Source organism: Intrasporangium sp., from assembly GCF_051961875.1.
In the GTDB taxonomy this organism is placed as follows: Bacteria; Actinomycetota; Actinomycetes; order Actinomycetales; family Dermatophilaceae; genus Intrasporangium_A.
In genome coordinates, this window is sequence record NZ_JBQCCV010000263.1 from 1 (window position 1) to 19,329 (window position 19,329).

The following is a 19,329-nucleotide window of genomic DNA, read 5'->3' on the forward strand; positions in this document are numbered from 1 at the left end:
AGAAGTTTGCCCGGCGACCCCTCGGGTAGAAGCGCTTGGTCGGACGACGAGTGCCACCGAAGGAGGCAGCGTGGGAAGCACGGACTGGTCCAGGGTCGTCGTGACGGGAGGAGCGGGCTTCCTCGGCAGCCACCTCTGCGAGGCCCTGCTCCGACGCGGGGCGCACGTGCTCTGCCTCGACAACTTCCTGACGGGCTCACCGGACAACGTCACCCATCTCATGCAGGACAAGGCCTTCAGGCTCGTCCGCTGCGACGTGACGGACTTCGTCCACATCCCCGGAGACGTCGACCTCGTGCTCCACTTCGCGTCGCCCGCCTCGCCCATCGACTACCTCAAGCTGCCGATCCACACCCTCAAGGTGGGCGCGATCGGCACCTGGCACGCGCTCGGTCTCGCCAAGGAGAAGGGCGCCCGCTTCGTCCTCGCATCGACCTCCGAGGTGTACGGCGACCCCCAGGTCCACCCCCAGCCGGAGGACTACTGGGGCCACGTCAACCCGATCGGCCCCCGCGGGGTCTACGACGAGGGCAAGCGCTACGGAGAGGCGCTCACCACCGCGTACCGCTCCTATGAGGGTGTCGACACGGGCATCGTGCGGATCTTCAACACCTACGGCCCGCGGATGCGCCCGCACGACGGCCGCGCCATCCCGACCTTCATCCGCCAAGCGCTCAAGGACGAGCCGATCACCGTCGCCGGAGACGGCCAGCAGACCCGGTCGGTCTGCTACGTCGACGACCTGGTGGCCGGCATCCTCGCCTTCGCCGCCACGGACCACCCCGGCCCGGTCAACATCGGCAACCCCGACGAGCTCACCGTGCAGCGGATCGCCGAGGACGTCATCGCCGCGACCGGCTCGTCCTCGGAGATCGTGCACATCGAGCGGCCCACCGACGACCCGCAGGTGCGGCGACCGGACACGACCCGGGCCCGCGAGCTGCTCGACTGGGCACCGGCCGTGCCGTGGACGCAGGGACTCGAGCGGACCGTGGCGTGGTTCAGGGACGTTGCGGCGCAGGCTGATCCAGCAGCCACCGAGCCCGCGCGAGCACGTCGCTCGGCGTGACCCGGGCCAGGCGCAGGTCCACCTCCTGACCGTGCGGGTGGCCCGGCACGTCGCCGGGCCGTGACAGCCACATGGTCTCGTGGATCTCGGGGTCGATCGCCGGGCCCCACAGCGCCGGCGAGGTCGGCCCGAAGAGGGTGAGCGACGGAGTGCGGTAGGCGGTCGCCAGGTGGGCGACACCGGTGTCGGCCGACAGGAGCAGCCGCGCCGCACCGATGTGCTGGGCCAGCTCCCGGGGCGCCAGCCGGCCGCCGAGGTCGATGACGCCGCGGCCCACCTCGGCGACCGTCTGCGTGAGCGCCGCCTCATCGGCCGTGCCGGTCACGACGACGGGCAGGCCCGAGCCGACCAGCTCCATGACGACCTGACGCCACCGCTCGATCGGCCAGCGCCGAGAGCCGAACGCCGCGCCGGGGTGGACCACGACGACTCCCGGGTGCGGCGCCGAGCCGGACGGTGGCGCCAGCCGCAGGTCCTCGGCCGAGCCCGCTCCCCCGAGCTCCGCCGCCAGCCTGACCCACCGGTCGACCTCGTGCTCGTCGGGATCCCACTCCGGGCCCTCGTCGAATCCCGCTGCGGGGCACGCGAAAGCGACCAGGCGACCGGGACGCAGCGCCGCCAGCAGCCGATGACTCTCGGGGCCGGAGCCGTGCAGGTTGACCGCGATGTCGGGTGGCTCGAGGTCCCAGGCGAGCGGCTCGAGACCCACGGCAGGCAGGACGGCGTCGACGACGCCCTGCTCCACGAGGAGCGAGCCCCACGACTCCGGTCCCGCGAGCACGAGACGCGTCCCATCGACGCCACGGCGCAGCGCGCGAAGGGCGGGCACAGCGGCATACGTGTCGCCGAGCCCGAGGGCCCGGAGCGCGAGAATCCTTGGCATCAGGCGGGGTTCACGGCCAGGACGGCTCCGTCGACGTCGCGACGACCATCTCGCGCACCTCGCACCCGACCGGCTGGCGCAGCGCGGTGAGGATGCACTGGGCGACGTCCGCCGGGTCGTTGAGGGCGGCGTCCTCCGGGGGCCGGTACTGCTCGGTCCGCCCGTCGAAGAAGTGCGTCCGCATCCCGCCCGGGATCACGAGGGTGACCCCGACCCGGCCGGCGAGCTCCATCGCGAGGGCGCGGGTGAAGCCGACGACGCCGAACTTCGAGGCGCAGTATGCGGTCGCGTCGCCCGCGGGGCGCAGCCCGAGCGTCGACCCGATCGTCACGACCGTGCCGCGGGTACGCTCGAGGTGCGGCAGGCACGCCCGGACGACCGCCGCGGTGCCGAACAGGTTGACGCGGACGACGCGTTCCCAGTCCTCCGTGGAGATGCCGGTCAGGGGCCCGCACGCGTCTGTCCCCGCGGCCGTCACGACGGCGTCCGGCGGCCCGAACCACTCGGCCAGCTCGTTCACGGCGCGCTCGGCGGCAGCCGTGTCGCTGAGGTCGGCCTGGGCGAACGGCACCGACTCGTCGGCCGGGGGCTGCCGGTCGATGACGGCGGCCTTGCCTCCCGCCTCCGTCACGGCATCGACGACGGCGGCGCCGAGCCCGCTGGATCCGCCTGTCACATAGACGATTCCGAGATCGCGTGGGGTGCTCATCCGATTCCTCTCATTCGACATCACGTCATCCAACATCACTGAGCAGGGCGGTCGTGGACCGGCCCGCGAGATAGGGCAGCAGGACGACGCGCCCGCCCCAGCTGCGCACGAGGTCCGACTCGGCGAGCGGCACGCCGGCGTAGTCGGCGCCCTTGGCCCACACGTCCGGGCGCAGTTCGTCGAGCAGGACGCTGGGGTCGTCCTCGTCGAAGACCGCGACGGCGTCGACGCATTCGAGCCCGAGGAGGAACCGCGCGCGGTCCTCGGCCGTCTGGACCGGGCGGCCGGCGCCCTTGAGGCGGCGCACCGAGGCGTCGGAGTTGAGCAGCACGACGAGCGCGTCGCCGAGGTCGCGGGCCGCCTCGAGGCTCTGCAGGTGCCCGGCGTGGAGCACGTCGAAGCAGCCGCCGGTCGCGACGACCGTGCCGCCGCGGCCCCGGACCTGTTCGACGACCTCCTTGGCCGTATGCCGCCCAGCCGGGGCCCCGCTCGAGCCGCGCACGCCATGGGTGGTGCGGTCGTCGGGGGCCGGCCCTGTGTGGGCGGAGCGGCGGAAGGCCCATGCACCGCCGGTCGCGACCCACTCGCTGGAGCGGGCAACCGCGACTCCGATCGCCTCGGCGACGGTCGCGCCCCGGGCGATGGCGGTCGTCGCGGCGGCGGCGAAGCGGTCGCCGGCACCGCACGGGTCGCCGTCGCCGACGGACGGCACCGGGGTGTACAGCACGTCGTCGCCGGCGGCGAGCCAGGCGCCCTGGGCGCCACCGGTCACCGCAGCATGCGCGGCCCCCCAGAGGTCCCGGACAGCGGCAGCGACGCGGTCGCCGGGCTCATCAGGGCGGCCGATGGCCCGCCGGGCCTCGGCGAGGTTCGGCGAGACGAGGAGGCAGCCGGGGACTGGCGGGCCGCCACGCGGGTGCGGGTCCCACACGACGGCGCGATGCGCGGCGCGCTGCTCGAGGGCGGCGCGGATCTCGGGGTCCGCGGTCGCTCCGGCGCCGTAGCAGGAGGCGAGCACGACGTCGGCCGAGGCGATGGCCTCGAGCGCCTCTCGCGGCACCGTTCCCGTCGGCCGGCCGGGGCCGCCCTCGTCGAGGCGGACCAGGACGTGGCCGCCGCTGCGGACCCTGGTCTTGCGTCGGGTGCCGCCCTCGTGGCCGAGCGCGACAGTCGTGACCCCGGCCGCGGTGAGCTCCCGCGCGATGGCCGCGCCGTCGTCGTCGTCCGCGAGCGGCCCGACCCACGTCACGTCGATGTCGGGGGCGGCGCAGAGCAGCGTCGCGAGGCCGGCCCCACCGGGACCCTGCCGGACGGTCGTCACGTCGAGCACGGGCGCGGGGGCGTCCGGGCAGAACCGGTCGACCCTCCCGTCCACCTCGCGGTCGAGCATGACGTCCCCCACGACGACGACGCGGCGCGTCATGCGAGGCCCCCGGCCGGCACGGCCGCCCTGAGCAGGTCCCGCGAGGCGAGCACCTGGTCGAACGCCGCACAGAGGGCGTGGACGGCGAGCAGGTGGATCTCCTGCACGGCCGCGGTCGAGGCCGCCGGCACGGCGAGAGCGCTGTCGGCGATGCTGGCGAGCGGGTTTGGCGCCGGGCCCGTCATCGCCCAGACCTGCAGGCCCAGCTCGTGCCCGCGCTTGGCGGCGTGGAGCACGTTGCTGCTGGCCCCGCTCGTCGAGAGCAGCATGAGGACGTCCCCCGGCCGCCCGTGGCCCTCGACCTGCCGGGCGAACACCTCGTCCGGCCCGTAGTCGTTGAGGATGGCCGTGAAGCTCGAGCTCTCGGCGTGCAGCGAGATCGCCGAGAAGGGCCGGCGCTCCCGCAGGAAGCGCCCCACGAGCTCGCCGGTCAGGTGCTGGGCCTCCGCCGCGCTGCCGCCGTTGCCGGCCGCGAGGAGCCGGCCACCGCGCAGCAGCGACGTCGCGAGCTCCTCACCCCACTGCTGGATGACCGACCAGTCGGCGCGCAGCCCGGCGAGGCCGTCGTGGAACTCCTCCTCGTGCTGGTCCAGCCAGACCGGGGCGAGCCGGGCGGGGTCGCACTCGGTCTGCCGGTGGGGGTTCGCCGCGCGGACCTCCTCGACGAGCTCGGTGAGGGCCTGCTCGGTCGCCGCCGACACGATGTCCCAGTCGAAGCGCTCGAGCGCCCGGACCCGGCCCTCCGCGCCGTAGCGGGACGCGAGCACGGGATCGGCGAGGATGCCGCGGACGGCGTCGGCGAGGGCCCTCGGGTCGCGGGGCTGGACCAGCCGGCCGGTCACGCCGTCGGCGACCGAGTCGAGCAGGCCGCCGACGGCGCTGCCGACGAGCGGACGACCGGATGCGGCCGCCTCGAGCGGGGTGATGCCGAACGGCTCGTACCAGGGCGTGGCGAGGACGACGTCGACGGACCGATAGACCTCCGGCATGTCGGCGTGGGCGACCTGACCGAGGAAGACGACGCGGTCCGCGACCCCCGCCTCCTGCGCGACCACCATCAGGCGGCGCGCCTCTGGGTCATGCTCGACCTCGCTGCGCGTCGGGCCGCCCGCGATGACGAGCTCCGCGTCCGGCAGCAGGGCGAGCGCGCGGATCGCCGTGTCGAACCCCTTGCGGGGCACCATCCGCCCGACGAGGAGCAGCCTGGCGCGCCGACCGCCTCCGGGCCGGCCGGCGGCGGCGTCACCGGCACGGGGATCCGCATCGCCCGCGACCGCCGCACCCGCGACCGCCGCACCCGCGACCGCCGCGCCACCAGCCGCGTCGCGGGGCACGTGCTGCGCCGGGTGGAACCGCGCCGTGTCGACGCCGCAGGGGATGACCCGCACCCGCTCGGGCGAGACGCCCATCGCCCGCAGCTCGGCGACCTCGTCGGTGCACGTCGCGATGATCCGGTCGACGTCGTGGGCGATGTCCCGCTCGAGGCGGAGCCGGTCGGCGGGACTGCTGTCCTCGGCACCCTGGAAACGGCGCTTGACGGTGCCGAGGGCGTGGAAGGTCTGGACGACGGGCACCCCGCAGGCCCGGCCGGCGGAGAGGGCCGCGAGGCCCGACATCCAGAAGTGCGCGTGCACCACGTCGGGAGCCTCGGTCCGCTTCCACTCGTCGCGGACCCAGCGGCCGAACTCCTCCATGTAGGGCAGCAGGTCGTCCTTGGGCAGGACCGTCGGGGGACCGGCCGGGACGTGGACAACCGTGGCGCCGGGGGCCAGCTCGACACGCTCCGGGGAGCTCTCGTCCTCTCGGCGGGTGAAGACCTCGACCTGGTGGCCGCGTCGGGCGAGGCCGCGGGCGAGGGCGGCCACGTGCACGTTCTGGCCTCCCGCGTCGACGCCGCCCAGCGCGGCCAGCGGACTTGCGTGCTCGGAGATCATGGCGATCCTCATGAGGTCACCTCCCGGAAGACGTGGTCCCAGTCGTCGAGGAACCGTTTGAGTGAGTAGTGCTGCAGGGCGTGCTCGCGGGCGGCGAGGCCGCGTTCGCGGGCCTCGGCCGGGTCGTCGAGCCAGCGCCGGGCCGCCTCCCGGAGCCGGGTGAGGTCGCAGCTCACGACACCCGCCTCACCGGGCACCGCGGCCGGAGCCTCGGTGGTCGACAGCGCGAGGACGGGCATCCCGAGGGTCATCGCCTCGAGGAGCGAGAGCCCGAGGCTCGTCCACCGGTAGGGGTGGAAGTAGACCCGGTGCTGCGCGAGCCGCTCGTGCATGCTCGCCTGGTCGAGGTCGAGGCACTCGAGCAGCCGGATCCCGCGCTCGGCTGCCACCTTCTCGAGGGCCGGCAGGCCCATGCCGTGCACGGCGACCGGGAGCTCCCGGGCGAGGTCGAGAACGAGGTCGGTACCCGCGACCCGCCACCGGCGGACCGGTTCGTTGACGACGACCCCGATGGACGACCGCTCACCGGTGTAGCGGTATCCGGGGTCGGGGATGCCGTGCTCGACCACGAGGGTCCTCGCGTCGCCGCAGTCCCAGGCCATCGCGTTGAAGCGGGTCACGTGCACCACTGGCAGGCCCGCGAGGCGCGGGTCGGTCGTGACCGGGTGGCGGCTCCGCACCGCGTGCTCGGTCGGCGCGTTGTGCTCGACGTAGACGGCGGGCACGTGGTGCCCGACGCGCCAGCCGGTCCACTGCTCGAGCAGCTCCGCCTCGTGGGGGCGTTGGAGCACGACGAGGTCGACCGGCTCGTCGGCCAGCCGCGAGGCGGGCACCTCACGGGCGCTCGCCGGCCAGTCCCACGTGTCGGCACGGCCGAGGCCGTCCGCGTCCCGTCCGGGCGTGACCGGCAGGAGGTAGTCGTGCCCGCCGGAGACGAAGGAGGTCATCCAGGAGCCGTGCACGTGCCAGGCGAGGACCTTCATCGCGCCACCTCCAGGTCGGCGGTGGCCGCGGAGGGCGGACCGACGAGTCGGGCCACCGCGGCGGCCACGTCGTCGGGGGCGATGCCGTCGAGGCAGGGATGCCCCGGCACCGGGCAGGTCCGCGCGCGGCTGCCGTGGCAGGCCGCGAGCCGATCGCCGAGCACCTCGCTGGGCACACCCCACGGCGCCCAACGTTCGGGCGGGACCACGGGCGCGAAGAGGCTCACCACGGGCGTACCGACCGCCGCCGCGAGATGGCCGGGCGCGCTGTTGACGGCCACGACACAGTGGGCGCCGGCGAGGACCTGGGCAAGCTCGGCGAGGGTCGTCCGTCCGACGAGGTCTATGCCGCCCCGCGGCACGACCCGCCGGGACGGCGCGGGGCCGGTCGCCGCACCCGTCACGACGACGGTCCAGCCGTCGGCGGCCAGCCGGTCGGCGATCCGACGGCTGGCGAGGTCGCCGAGGCTGCGGGCCGGCACGGAGGCCGTCGGCGCGAGGACGACGTAGCGCCGCTCGATGGTGAGCTCGGGGCGCGTCGGCACCGGCAGCGGGGCGAGCCGCAGGCGCGCATCGTCGCCGGCCGGCAGGGGGAAGCCGGCCGCGGCCGCGAGCGCGAGCATCGCCTCGACCTCGTGGCCGCCGGCCGCGCCGCCGAGATCGGGGGCGCCCTGCGGCATACGGCGGTGACGTACGTCGAGAAGGGTGCCGGGGTAGTCCTCGCTCGTCGCGCTGACCCGTCGCGCGCCCGCGAGGCGGGCGATCAGCGCGATCGGCAGGGCACTCTGGTGGACCGACGTGAAGATCACGACGTCGTCGTATGCCGCCGAGCGCAGCTGCGCGACGAGGTGGTCCACCGCACGCGGCGAGACGGGCGACGGGTCGTTGCCGGACCACGGTGCGTCGAAGACGATTACGTCGTCGATGTCAGGGAGCAGCTCGGCGGCCTGGCGGCCGGCCGGGGAGACGAGCAGGTCGACGCGGCGGCTGCCGGCGCGCAGCGCGCGCAGGGCGGGCGCGGCGAGCAGCACGTCGCCGTCGCTGTCGAGGCGGACCGCGAGGGTCCGGTTGGTCCGGGTGGAGTGAGTCAAGAGGCCCCTCCGATCCGGAGCAGGTCGAGCGCCTCCTCCAGGCTGGGTGCGACCCATGGCGCGTTGGCCGTCTCGTCGGGCAGGGTCTCGGTCGTGGGGACGAGGACCGCGCGGGCTCCGGCGGCCCGGGCGGCGAGGACGTCGCTGCCGATGTCGCCGATCACGGCGCACTCCTCCGGTCGGACGCCGAGGTCGCGCGCCGCGGCGAGCACGAGCCCGGGGGCGGGCTTGCGGCAGGAACAGCCCTCGTGCGGGCCGTGCTGGCAGACCTGCCAGGTGTCGAAGGGACCGAGCCGTCCGTCGATCTCGGCGTTGACCGCGGCGACCTGCTCGGCGGAGAGCAGACCCCGCGCCACGCCCGACTGGTTGCTGACGACTCCGGTCAGCAGGCCGTCGGCCCGCACCCGCCGCAGCGCCGAATCGGCTTGTGGCACAGGCCGGACCAGGCCCGGGTCGCCGTTGTAGGGCACGTCGTGCACGAGGGTGCCGTCCCGGTCGAAGAGGATCGCGCGCAGGGGCGGTGGCCACGGCTTCGCGTTGCGGTGCCGCCACTCGCCGCGCAGCCGGTGCCACACGGCGGCGACCGGGATGGCCGCGCTCGTCCAGAACATCTCGGCGACCTCGCTGGCGCTGCGGGGGCCCAGCGCGATGCGGCGACGAGCGAAGTCGCCCGTGAGCCCGACCCACGTCAGGGCGGCCAGACCGGCAGCCTGCCGCAGCCTGCTGGAACCGCGGCCCCGCGTGCCGCGGGAGGCGAGCGTCGCTGTTGCGACCGCCGCAGCCGCGGCGCCGACGGTCGCCACGTGCCAGCGGAAGCGGCCCCGACCGGCCCGGGCCGCCTCGCGCCAGTCCCGCCCGTGCAGCCGTCGCATCAGCGCGTCGTCGGCGTTGCCGCGCTGCATCCGCAGGCTCGTGCCGCGGGAGGCGGGACGCACCGGGTGGGTGGCGGTCCGCTCTCCGCGGACGAGGTCCCAGCCGGCCCGGCGCAGCCGCAGGGCCAGGTCGGCGTCCTCACGGTAGGCACGAGGGAAGCGCTCGTCGAAGCCGTCGACGGCGAGGCGCGCCGCCCGGCGGAACGCCATGTCGGCGGTGATCCAGTGCGACTGCTCGAGGCCGGCGGTCGACCGCTCCCAGTCCGTCGGGCGGCGGTCGGCCGGCAGGGGAACGGTGAGCCGGGCCTGCGATCCGCCGACGCTCCCCCGCAGCCCGGCGAGGTCGGCGACGAGCTGCTCGGACCAGTGGGGCCCGACGCGGACGTCGTCATCGAGATAGGCGATCCACTCGGCGGTGGCGAGCTGGGCGCCGAGGTTGCGCGCCGCCGCTGGGCCGCGGCCGAGGCCCGCGGCGACACGGACGCGGCTCCAGTGCCGGATCGCGGCGCCGGGGTCGACGGGCGGCGTCGGGTCGGCCCGGTCGTCGACGACGACGATCTCGCGAGGCCGGGGGCCGGTCTGGGCCGCGAGGTCGCCGAGCAGCTCGTGCAGCGAGGGCCGCCCGATCGTGGGGATGACGATGGCGAAGTCCACCTCAGCGGCACCCGCGCCCAGGCCCGGTGGAGCAGCGGTCTCATGGGGCGTCATGGCGTCAGTCCCCCTCGACGAACGTGGCGCGGCGGACCAGGTGCGGACCGAGGACGAGGGCGTCGACCGGGCTCGAGCCGAACAGCTCGAGCGCCTCGCGCGGGGTGTCGACCATCGGGCGGCCCGCCGTGTTGAGGCTGGTGTTGATGACGACCGGCAGACCGGTCCGCTGCTCGAAGGCGCGCAGCAGCGCCGCGATGCGTGGGGTCGTCTCGTCGTCGATCGTCTGGATGCGGGCCGTCCCGTCGACGTGGACGACCGCGGGGATCCGCTCTCGCCAGGCGGGGTCGACGTCGTGGACGAAGAGCATGTAGGGACTGGGCAGCGGGCCGCCGTGGAAGATGTCACCCGCTCGCTCGGCGAGCACCATCGGGGCGACCGGACGGAACTGCTCGCGGCCCTTGACGTCGTTGAGCCGCTCCAGGTTGGCGGCCCGGCCCGGGTGCGCCAGCAGGGACCGGTGCCCGAGGGCCCGCGGGCCGAACTCGGACCGGCCGTCGAACCAGGCGATGACGCCGTCGGCGGCGAGGATGTCGGCCACCTCTCCGGCCAGGTCGCTGGGGGTCGTGAAGGGGACGGCCGCGCGGCGGAGCGCCGCGGCGAGGTCGTCGTCGGACCAGCCCCGGCCCAAAGCGGCGGTGGGGAACGGCTCGGGCAGCTGCCCGCCCTCGCTCGTCAGCTGGAGGGCGGCACCGAGGGACGTGCCGGCGTCACCGGAGGCCGGCTGGACCCAGACCTGCTCGAAGGGCGTCTCGCGCCAGATGCGGCTGTTCGCGACGCAGTTGAGCGCCACCCCGCCGGCAAGCGCCAGGGTCCGGTCGCCGGTCTGCTCGTGCACCCAGCCGGCCAGCTCGACGAGGACCTCCTCGAGGCGGGTCTGCACGGTGCAGGCCAGGTCGGCGTAGGCCTGCGGCCACGTCGTCTCCTCGGCGGCGCGCCGCGGTGCCCACTGCGACCAGTCCGGGATCGTCGCGACGAAGCCGCCGTCGTCCGTGGTGCGGACCAGTTCCCGGAAGTGGTCGAGGTGCGCCGGCTTGCCGTAGGAGGCGAGTGCCATCACCTTGAACTCGTCGCTGGAACGCAGGAAACCCAGGTGCTCGGTGAGCGACTCGTAGAGCAGGCCGAGGGACTCGGGCAGGCCCTGTGACGCGAGGATCTCGAGCTTGCCGTCCTGGTAGCGACCGGCGAGGTGGGAGGCCTGCTCGCCCCGCCCGTCGAGGACGAGGACGCTGCACGGCCGTCCGTCGGCGGCGACCGGAGCGGCGAGCGCCGCCGACGCCGCGTGCGCCACGTGGTGGGGGACGAACCGGACCTGATCGCGGTCGAGGCCGGGCAGCGCCGACGCGATGAACTCCGGCGCCCGCTCGGCATAGAGCCGGCGCAGCTGGTCCCACGGGTCGTCGAGGCCCATGTCCTCGCCGGGCTTGGCGAGCGCCGGGTCGAAGGAGTAGGCGACGGCGTCGAGCTTCTCCGGACGGATACCGCCCACGTCGAGGCACCACCTCATCGCCTGCTCAGGAAGCTCCCAGGCAGCGAAGGGAACCGGCCGCTTGCCGTGCTTGCGCCGGCTGAACCGCTCCTCCTCGGCGGCCGCGACGATCTGGCCGTCGACGACAAGCGTCGCGGACGGGTCATGGAACAGCGCGTTCACTCCGAGGATCTGCACACGGATTGGCTACCCCGAAGAACCGCTTCTAACCCCACTTCGATCCAGAAGCGTTTCCCTCCGACGGCATCGGGAACACAGGTCATATGCCCAGCGATTCATCCCCCCATGCCCCGTCGCCGGTCCTCACGACCGTCCCCAGCACGCACGGCCGGCCGGACCTCGGGCTCGGCCCGTCGAGCAGCGCCGAGATCGAGCGGGCGCTCAGTGCGGCCCATGCCGCGCGCCGCGACTGGGCGCGCATGTCCGCGGGTGAACGCGCCGGCAACCTCAAGTGGGCTGCAGACATCGTGCGCGAACAGGCCCGCGATCTGGGCGTGCTGCTCTGCGCGACGACGGGCCGCCTGCTGCGAGAGGCGATCTCGTCGGCCAAGGTCGCGGCCGACCTGCTCGACGAGGCCGCCGTCGCCGGCACCCTCGGCGCGGGCCGGTCCCTCGCCGGATCGCCCGGCTCAATCGACTGGGTCCGCGCCGAGCCCCGTGGGCTCGTCGCGGTGCTCACCCCGTGGAACGACCCGTATCCCGCGGCCGCCGGCTTGATCGCGGCGGCCCTCATGACGGGCAACACCGTCGTGCACAAGCCGTCGGAGCGGTCCAGCGAGCCGGGCCTGATGCTCGGCCGGATCATCGCCTCGTGCCTGCCCGACGGCGTGCTCGAGCTCGTCGACGGTGACGGCACGGTCGGCGCCGCCATCGTCGACGACCCCCGTGTCGACGTCGTCGCGCACGTCGGGAGCACGGCGACGGGGCGCGCGATCAGCATGGCGACCGCCGCACGGGGGGCCAAGTCGATCGTCGAGAACGGCGGCAAGGACCCCATCGTCGTCGACGCCGACGTGGACCCGGCCTGGGCGGCCGAGCAGATCGGCATCGGCGCCTTCACCAACGGCGGACAGCTCTGCACCGCGGTGGAGCGGGTCTACCTCCACGAGGCGGTCGCGGACGCCGTGACCGAGCACCTCGTCCGCTACGCCGAGTCGCTGCACGCGGGCGACCCGAGTGACGACGCCACGACCCTGACCCCGATCGTCGACGAGCGCCAGCTCGCGGTCATCGACGGGCACGTCCGGGACGCGGTCGCCGACGGGGCCCGGTGCCTGACCGGTGGGTCCCGCCTCGACCGTCCCGGACCCTGGTACGCCCCGACCGTCCTGACCGACTGCACCGCGCAGATGCAGGTGATGCGGGAGGAGACCTTCGGCCCGGTCGCCCCGATCAGCGTCGTCCCGTCCTTCGAGGCCGGCCTCGACCTGGCATGCGAGTCGGACTACGGCCTCGCCGCGACGGTGCTGACCCGGGACCAGCGCCACGCCACCGACGCGATCGAGCGCCTCGACGTCGGCACCGTCAAGGTCAACGCCGTCTTCGGCGGCGCCCCGGGCGGCTCCGCCGACCCGCGTCGCGGCAGCGGTCACGGCCGCGGCTACGGACCCGACCTCTTCGGCGAGCTCGTCGCGCTCAAGGCGGTCCACCTCGAGCCGGCCCCCTGACGGTCGAGCGCCCGGCTTGCTTCCCGTGGCGTTCCCGCCAAGAGGTATGCCGCTCAGCAGGCTCCGTGCGGAACCCGCGCGAGCGGGCGGAGCGCGCCGAGCGGCATACGCCGGTTGGCCTAGGCGCGCTGCCCGTCCTCCGGCACCTGCTCGAGTGGCCCGACCTCGACGGGCCCCACCTCGACGGGCGCCCCGACATCGACGGACGGCCCGACATCGACGGAAGACCCGAGGTCGACGGACTGCCCGTCCGGTTCCCCACGCATGGTGAGGACGGTGCGGAGCACGTCGAGGGGCAGCGGGATGATGGCCGACGAGTTGCTCGAGTTGCCGAGCTCGGCCAGCGTCTGCAGGTAGCGCAGCTGCAGGGCGGCGGGGTTGCGGCTCATCACGTCGGCGGCGTTGGTCAGCTGTGCCGAGGCCTGGAACTCGCCCTCGGCGTTGATGACCTTGGCGCGACGCTCCCGCTCGGCCTCCGCCTGGCGGGCGATGGCGCGCTGCATGCCGGCCGGCACGTCGACGTCCTTGATCTCGACGATGAGGACCTTGACCCCCCACGGCTCGGTCTGCTGGTCGATGACCTGCTGCAGGTCCTCGTTGAGGCGCTCGCGCTCGGACAGCAGCGCATCCAGGTCGGCCTTGCCGAGGACGGCCCGCAGCGAGGTCTGCGCGATCTGGTTCGTGGCCGCGGCGAAGTTCTCCACGTCGACGATCGCGCGGTTCGCGTCGATGACGCGGAAGTAGGCGACCGCGGTGACCCGGACCGGCACGTTGTCCCGCGTGATGACGTCCTGGGGCGGGATGTTGAGGGTGACCACGCGCAGGTCCACCCGCACCATGCGGTCGACGACGGGGATGAGCAGGGTCAGCCCGGGCTCCTTCAGCTCGATGAGCCGGCCGAGCCGGAAGACGACGCCGCGTTCGTACTCGCGCAGGATGCGGACCGAGGCGCTGGCCGCGGTCACCCCGAGGATGGCGAGGATCACGACGAGAGCGATGATGGCGTCCATACCGACACTTCCTCCGATGGGTAGGGCCGACGCACGGAGAACGTCAGCCCGTCGAGCTCCGCGATGACGACCGTCTCGCCGGGCACGGGCCTGGGATCGCGCCAGCCATAGGCCAGCCGGGCCTGCCAGAGGCTGCCCTCGGCGGCCACCTGGCCCTCCCGGTAGCTCCAGGTCCGCACGGTGGCTGGCCGCCCGATCAGGGCCTCCGGGCCGGTGCGCACCTGCTGCCGTCGGGCAATCCTGACCTCGTTCGCCACGGCGAGGGCCGCCGCCGCGCCGGCGAGCGCCAGCAGGGCCGCGACCGGCACCGCGACGAGCAGTGCGACGCCCGCCCCTGCCATGGTCAGCCCGATGCCGAGGACGGCCACGAGCACACCGACGAGGCCGAGAACCCCTCCGGTCGACGCATGCGCCTCGGCGACCACGACGGCCATCCCGGCCGCCACGAGCACGGCTCCCAGCACCACGATGTCCACGTCGATCACCCTTTTCGCCCGGGCGAGCGGAGTGGCGCGGACCGTCGGCTCAACTCGCTCAAGACCTCACGCGGCTATGTCCTCACGATAACCCCGCTACACGGGAATCCGTACGGAGCCGCCGGCCAGCGGAGGCCGCAGCGTGAGCACCGTCGCCACCCGCGGAGCGCGTCGGGGCAGGGTGCGCGCCGGACGGCATACGGTAAGGCGGTGAACCTGACCGAGCGCATCCCGCGCGACCCCGACGCGGACTCGCTCTACGAGGCCTTCCTCGACTGGACGGCCGGTCGCGGGCTCACCCTCTACCCGCACCAGGACGAGGCCTTCCTCGAGGTCCTGTCCGGCAGCAACCTCATCCTCTCGACGCCGACCGGCTCCGGGAAGTCGCTCGTCGCGACGGCCGCGCACTTCGCGGCGCTGGCCGAGGACCGGGTCTCGTTCTACACCGCGCCGATCAAGGCTCTGGTGTCGGAGAAGTTCTTCGCGCTCGCGGACCAGTTCGGCGCCGAGAACGTCGGCATGATCACCGGCGACGCGTCGGTCAACGCGGACGCACCGATCATCTGCTGCACCGCCGAGATCCTCGCGAACCTCGCTCTGCGCGAAGGCAGCTCGGCCGACGTGGGTCTCGTCGTCATGGACGAGTTCCACTTCTACAGCGAGCCGGACCGCGGCTGGGCGTGGCAGGTGCCGATCCTCGAGCTGCCGCAGGCGCAGTTCATCCTCATGTCCGCCACGCTCGGCGACGTGACGATGTTCCGCGACGACCTGACCCGGCGAACGGGGCGCCAGACCGCGGTCATCACCGGGACGGAGCGACCGGTCCCGCTCGAGTTCACGTATGCCGTGACCCCGATCCACGAGACGATCGAGGAGCTGCTCGACCTCGACCGGGCACCGGTCTACGTCGTCCACTTCACGCAGGCGGCGGCGCTCGAACGGGCGCAGGCGCTCGTCGGCCTCAAGGTCACGTCCCGTGAGGAGCGCGAGGCCATCGCCGAGCGGATCGGCGGCTTCCGCTTCGGCGCCGGCTTCGGGCGGACGCTCTCCCGGCTCGTGCGGCACGGCATCGGGGTCCACCACGCGGGGATGCTGCCGAAGTACCGGCGCCTCGTCGAGCAGCTGGCCCAGGACGGGCTCCTCAAGGTCATCTGCGGCACCGACACCCTCGGCGTCGGCATCAACGTGCCGATCCGGACCGTGCTGCTCACCGGCCTGACGAAGTTCGACGGGACGAAGCAGCGGCTGCTCAAGGCGCGGGAGTTCCACCAGATCGTCGGCCGGGCCGGCCGGGCCGGCTTCGACGCCCGCGGGTGGGTGGTCGCCCAGGCCCCGGAACACGTCGTCGACAACCTGCGGGCCGAGGCCAAGGCCGGCGACGACCCGAAGAAGCGCCGGAAGATCCAGCGCAAGAAGGCGCCGGAGGGCTTCGTCGGCTGGAGCGAGGAGACCTTCGACAAGCTCATCGCGGCCGAGCCCGAGGCGCTCCAGCCCCGACTGCGCGTCTCGCACGCCATGCTCGTCAACCTCCTTGCCCGGGAAGGGAACCCGGTCTCCCACGCGGCCCGCCTCCTCACCGACAACCACGAGGACGAGGCACGTCAGCGGCGCCTCCGCCGTCATGCCCTCGTGCTCGCCAAGGAGCTGCTCACCTCCGGGGTCGTCGAGCGGCTGCCGAGCGCGGAGTCGGACGGCCGGCGCTACGCCCTGACGATCGACCTGCAGCGCGACTTCGCGCTCAACCAGCCGCTCGCGCCGTTCGCGCTCGCCGTCGTGGAGACCCTCGACCCGGAGTCGGAGACCTACGCGCGGGACCTCGTCTCGGTCATCGAGGCCATCCTCGAGGACCCGCGGCAGGTGCTGTGGGCACAGGAGTCGAAGGCCCGCGGCGAGGCCGTCGCCGCGATGAAGCTGGACGGCATCGAGTACGACGAGCGGATGGAGCGCCTCGAGGAGGTCACCTGGCCCAAGCCCCTCACGGACCTGCTCGAGGTGGCCCTCGCCGCCTACCGGGGGTCGCACCCGTGGATCTCCCCGGACGCGCTGTCGCCGAAGTCGGTCGTCCGCGAGATGTACGAGCGGGGTATGACGTTCACCGAGTTCGTCTCGGAGTACGGCCTCTCGCGCTCGGAGGGCCTCCTGCTCCGCTACCTCAGCGATGCGTACCGCGCGCTGCGGCACACGATCCCTGAGGGGGCCCGCAACGAGGAGTTCGAGGACGTCGTCGAATGGCTCGGCGAGATGGTCCGGCAGACCGACTCGAGCCTGCTCGACGAGTGGGAGGACCTGGTCAACCCCGCCGAGGCGGGCGTCGAGCGGGCCGAGGTCGCCCTGCCGGTCCGGCCGATCACGGCGAACGAGCGGGCCTTCCTGGTCCTGCTCCGCAACGCGATGTTCCACCGCATCGAGCTCGCCGCGCGCGACCAGTGGGAGGCCCTCGGCGAGCTCGAGGCCCGGGTGGCCGAGCTGACCGATCCGCCGCGGCGGGTGGTGATGGACGCGGACGCGTGGAACGAGGCGCTCGGCGCCTACTACGACGAGCACGACTCGATCGCGACCGACCAGGCGGCCCGGTCCCCGGCCTTGCTCCAGGTGACCCGCGAACCGGGCCGGTGGCTGCTGCGCCAGGTCGTCGTCGATCCGGAGGGGAACCACGACTGGGGCATCACCGCCGAGGTCGACCTCGCGGCGAGCGACGAGGCGGGTGCGGCCGCCCTCACCGTCACCGGCCTGGTTCGCCTCGATTCGTAGGCCCGGCCTCTAGGGTGGGCGTGCTCGGGCGCCGCCGAGCCAGACCTGACCTCGTCCCCGACCCAGGAGGCCCTCCCGTGCCGGACACCATCGGCGGCCTGCCCGTCCACCCCCTCGTGGTCCACGCCGTCGTCGTCATCGTGCCCCTCGCGGTGCTCCTGCTCCTCGCCTCGCTCTGCTCCCGCGCGGTCCGACGGCGCTCCGGCGTCGCGACCCCGCTCCTCGCGACGGTGGCCCTGTTCCTCGTGCCCCTCGCGACGCACAGCGGTGAGCAGCTCGAGCACCGGCTCCCCAGCACCGACCTGATCCGCGCACATACCCAGCTCGGCGACACACTGCTGCCCTGGGTCGCGGCCGTCGCGCTCGCGGCATGGGTCCTCTGGTGGCTCTCCCGGGGGCAGCACGGCACCCGTGACGGGGCTGCCGGTCTGCGCGGGCAGGGACGGTGGTTCGTCCCCGTTGCGGTCCTCGCCGCGATCGCCTGTGCCGGCACCGCCGTGGAGGTGGTCCGGATCGGCGACAGCGGCGCACGGGCGGTCTGGCAGCAGAACGCGCCGCTCCAGCCGGCGAGCGGCGGGACCCATGGCGACGACTGAGCTGCCGGGGCAGTACCTCGCGACGCCGGCGTCACCGGGCGGGACGGGAGTGCTCGTCCTGTCGGGCTCGAGCGGCCGCGTCGAGGTCGCCCGGGCGGACCTCCTCGCCGCTCAGGGCGTCCATGCCCTCACCTACCAGTGGTTCGGCGGCGCCGGTCAGCCACCCGGCATCTGCGAGTACCCGCTCGAGCTGTTCGAGCCCGCGCTCGACCTCCTCGCCACGACGTGCGACCGCGTCGTGCTCGTCGGAGTGAGCAAGTCCGCTGAGGCCTTCCTCCTGTATGCCGCTCACGACCCCCGCGTCGACGGCGTCGTCGCGCTCGCGCCCGGTCACGTGGCCTGGGCGAACGTCGGGCCCGGCACGGACGGGCAGATCCGTCCCCAGCGGTCGTCGTGGACCTGGCGGGGCGTCCCGGTCCCGTTCGTCCCCTACGACGACGACTTCACCGTCGACACCGACCCGCCGGAGTTCCGGCCGGTGTACGAGCACAGCCTGCGCGCCTACCCCGATGCGGTCCAGGCGGCCCGGATCCCCGTCGAGCAGGTCTTCGCCGAGGTGGTCGTCGTCGCCGGCGAGGACGACCGGCTCTGGCCGGCCGCGGACTCAGCACGCGAGATCGAGGCGCGGAGAGCGGCATACGGACTGCCGACGACAGTCGTGACGCACCCACAGGCGGGTCATCGCGTCATCCTCCCCGGTGAGCCGGTCGCGACAGGCGGCATGCAGATGGCACGGGGCGGCACGGAGGCCGCCGACCGCGAGCTCGGCGAGCGCGCCTGGCCGCACGTCCTTCGGCTCCTCGGCGCCGGCTGAACCACGGCGCGAAGTCCCCCGCGCTCCCGGCAATCGGTGCGAGGATTCGCGACATGAACACCGCCGACGTCAAGCGGGCGGCGCGCCAGGCGGGAGACAGCCAAGCTCTCGACTGGGCGGCCCGGACCGGTTACGCCGTCCTGGGCGTGCTGCACCTGCTCATCGCGTGGATCGCCCTCCAGCTCGCGTTCGGGGCCCACGCGAAGCAGGCCGACCAGTCCGGTGCGCTCGGCGCCCTCGCCTCCAATGCTCTCGGCATCGTGCTGCTCTGGGTCCTGATCGCCGGCTTCGTGGGGCTGGCGATCTGGCAGCTGACCCAAGTCGTCGCTGGACCGGGAGCCGGCGACCGGGTCAAGGCGGCAGCAAAGGCCATCGTCTACCTCGTCCTCGCCTGGACCGCGCTAAGCTTCGCGACGGGCAAGGGGACCTCGAGCGACCGGAAGACGAGCGACGTCACGGCCGGGCTCATGTCGAAGCCGGCCGGCGGCGTCCTCGTCATCGTCGTCGGGCTCGTGGTGATCGGCATCGGGATCTATCACGTCTACAAGGGTTGGTCGCGCCAGTTCCTCCGCGACCTGCGGTCACACCCCGGCCGTGCGCTGATCGTGTCGGGCCGCTTCGGCTACGTGGCGAAGGGCGTCGCGCTGGGCGTCGTGGGTGTCCTCTTCGTCCTGGCTGGCGTGCACAACGACCCGAAGCAGGCGGGCGGCCTCGACAAGGGCCTCCGGACGCTGCTCGACGCGCCCTTCGGCAAGGTGCTCCTCGCCGTCGTCGCCCTCGGGCTCGCGGCGTACGGGATCTACTCGTTCGGCCGGGCCAGGTACGCCGACGTCTGAGGGCGCCTCCGAGCCAAG

16 protein-coding genes are annotated in these 19,329 nt (G+C 73.7%); 6 read left to right on the plus strand and 10 right to left on the minus strand.

The features are described 5' to 3' along the window. Positions 1 to 70 precede the first annotated feature (70 nt). On the plus strand, positions 71 to 1,069 hold the full coding sequence (locus ACTHJJ_RS16095) for a UDP-glucuronic acid decarboxylase family protein (protein ID WP_440303954.1): 999 nt from the start codon (positions 71 to 73) through the stop codon (positions 1,067 to 1,069). Here ACTHJJ_RS16095 and ACTHJJ_RS16100 read toward each other — a convergent pair. From ACTHJJ_RS16100 to ACTHJJ_RS16135, 8 genes are read right to left on the minus strand one after another with little or no spacing between them, the layout of a single operon-like run. Beyond that, positions 1,002 to 1,952 (minus strand): glycosyltransferase family 9 protein, encoded by a 951-nt coding sequence (locus ACTHJJ_RS16100; RefSeq protein WP_440303955.1) that lies wholly within the window; start codon positions 1,950 to 1,952, stop codon positions 1,002 to 1,004. The genes ACTHJJ_RS16095 and ACTHJJ_RS16100 overlap by 68 nt on opposite strands. A 10-nt stretch (positions 1,953 to 1,962) precedes the next feature. Further along, positions 1,963 to 2,661 (minus strand): SDR family oxidoreductase, encoded by a 699-nt coding sequence (locus ACTHJJ_RS16105; protein WP_440303956.1) that lies wholly within the window; start codon positions 2,659 to 2,661, stop codon positions 1,963 to 1,965. 25 nt (positions 2,662 to 2,686) lie between these two features. Beyond that, on the minus strand, positions 2,687 to 4,084 hold the full coding sequence (locus tag ACTHJJ_RS16110; RefSeq protein WP_440303957.1) for a PfkB family carbohydrate kinase: 1,398 nt from the start codon (positions 4,082 to 4,084) through the stop codon (positions 2,687 to 2,689). Continuing rightward, positions 4,081 to 6,030: a glycosyltransferase gene (locus tag ACTHJJ_RS16115; protein ID WP_440303958.1), complete on the minus strand. Its 1,950-nt coding sequence runs from the start codon at positions 6,028 to 6,030 to the stop codon at positions 4,081 to 4,083. The genes ACTHJJ_RS16110 and ACTHJJ_RS16115 overlap by 4 nt, the downstream gene beginning before the upstream one ends. Further along, positions 6,027 to 7,001, minus strand: a complete 975-nt coding sequence (locus tag ACTHJJ_RS16120) for a glycosyltransferase (protein WP_440303959.1) — start codon at positions 6,999 to 7,001, stop codon at positions 6,027 to 6,029. Before ACTHJJ_RS16120 ends, ACTHJJ_RS16115 begins: the two co-directional genes overlap by 4 nt. Next, on the minus strand, positions 6,998 to 8,092 hold the full coding sequence (locus tag ACTHJJ_RS16125; protein ID WP_440303960.1) for a glycosyltransferase family 9 protein: 1,095 nt from the start codon (positions 8,090 to 8,092) through the stop codon (positions 6,998 to 7,000). The genes ACTHJJ_RS16120 and ACTHJJ_RS16125 overlap by 4 nt, the downstream gene beginning before the upstream one ends. Continuing rightward, positions 8,089 to 9,672, minus strand: coding sequence for an HAD-IIIA family hydrolase (locus tag ACTHJJ_RS16130; protein WP_440303961.1), 1,584 nt, complete (start codon positions 9,670 to 9,672; stop codon positions 8,089 to 8,091). Before ACTHJJ_RS16130 ends, ACTHJJ_RS16125 begins: the two co-directional genes overlap by 4 nt. Positions 9,673 to 9,676: 4 nt before the next feature. Next, positions 9,677 to 11,338, minus strand: coding sequence for a carbamoyltransferase family protein (locus tag ACTHJJ_RS16135; protein ID WP_440303962.1), 1,662 nt, complete (start codon positions 11,336 to 11,338; stop codon positions 9,677 to 9,679). Between the two features lie 86 nt (positions 11,339 to 11,424). Here ACTHJJ_RS16135 and ACTHJJ_RS16140 point away from each other — a divergent pair, with 86 nt between their 5' ends. Continuing rightward, positions 11,425 to 12,828, plus strand: a complete 1,404-nt coding sequence (locus tag ACTHJJ_RS16140; protein WP_440303963.1) for an aldehyde dehydrogenase family protein — start codon at positions 11,425 to 11,427, stop codon at positions 12,826 to 12,828. A 119-nt stretch (positions 12,829 to 12,947) separates the two neighbouring features. On the opposite strand, the gene ACTHJJ_RS16145 is transcribed toward ACTHJJ_RS16140, so the two are convergent. Together ACTHJJ_RS16145 and ACTHJJ_RS16150 are read right to left on the minus strand one after the other, a co-directional pair. Beyond that, positions 12,948 to 13,838: a slipin family protein gene (locus ACTHJJ_RS16145; protein WP_440303964.1), complete on the minus strand. Its 891-nt coding sequence runs from the start codon at positions 13,836 to 13,838 to the stop codon at positions 12,948 to 12,950. Continuing rightward, positions 13,811 to 14,314 carry an NfeD family protein gene (locus ACTHJJ_RS16150; protein WP_440303965.1) on the minus strand — a complete coding sequence of 168 codons (504 nt, stop codon included), beginning with the start codon at positions 14,312 to 14,314 and terminating at the stop codon, positions 13,811 to 13,813. The genes ACTHJJ_RS16145 and ACTHJJ_RS16150 overlap by 28 nt, the downstream gene beginning before the upstream one ends. A 210-nt stretch (positions 14,315 to 14,524) precedes the next feature. On the opposite strand from ACTHJJ_RS16150, the gene ACTHJJ_RS16155 reads away from it, so the two are divergent. From ACTHJJ_RS16155 to ACTHJJ_RS16170, 4 genes are all read left to right on the plus strand, one after another. Beyond that, positions 14,525 to 17,065, plus strand: a complete 2,541-nt coding sequence (locus ACTHJJ_RS16155) for a DEAD/DEAH box helicase (protein WP_440303966.1) — start codon at positions 14,525 to 14,527, stop codon at positions 17,063 to 17,065. Between the two features lie 77 nt (positions 17,066 to 17,142). Further along, the gene (locus ACTHJJ_RS16160; protein WP_440303967.1) at positions 17,143 to 17,661 is read left to right on the plus strand and encodes a DUF2231 domain-containing protein; all 519 of its coding nucleotides are present in this window, start codon (positions 17,143 to 17,145) and stop codon (positions 17,659 to 17,661) included. Further along, positions 17,648 to 18,475, plus strand: a complete 828-nt coding sequence (locus ACTHJJ_RS16165; RefSeq protein ID WP_440303968.1) for an acyl-CoA thioester hydrolase/BAAT C-terminal domain-containing protein — start codon at positions 17,648 to 17,650, stop codon at positions 18,473 to 18,475. Before ACTHJJ_RS16160 ends, ACTHJJ_RS16165 begins: the two co-directional genes overlap by 14 nt. A gap of 53 nt (positions 18,476 to 18,528) precedes the next feature. After that, complete coding sequence (locus tag ACTHJJ_RS16170) at positions 18,529 to 19,311, plus strand: DUF1206 domain-containing protein (RefSeq protein ID WP_440303969.1); 783 nt, start codon at positions 18,529 to 18,531, stop codon at positions 19,309 to 19,311. The last annotated feature ends 18 nt before the right edge of the window (positions 19,312 to 19,329 follow it).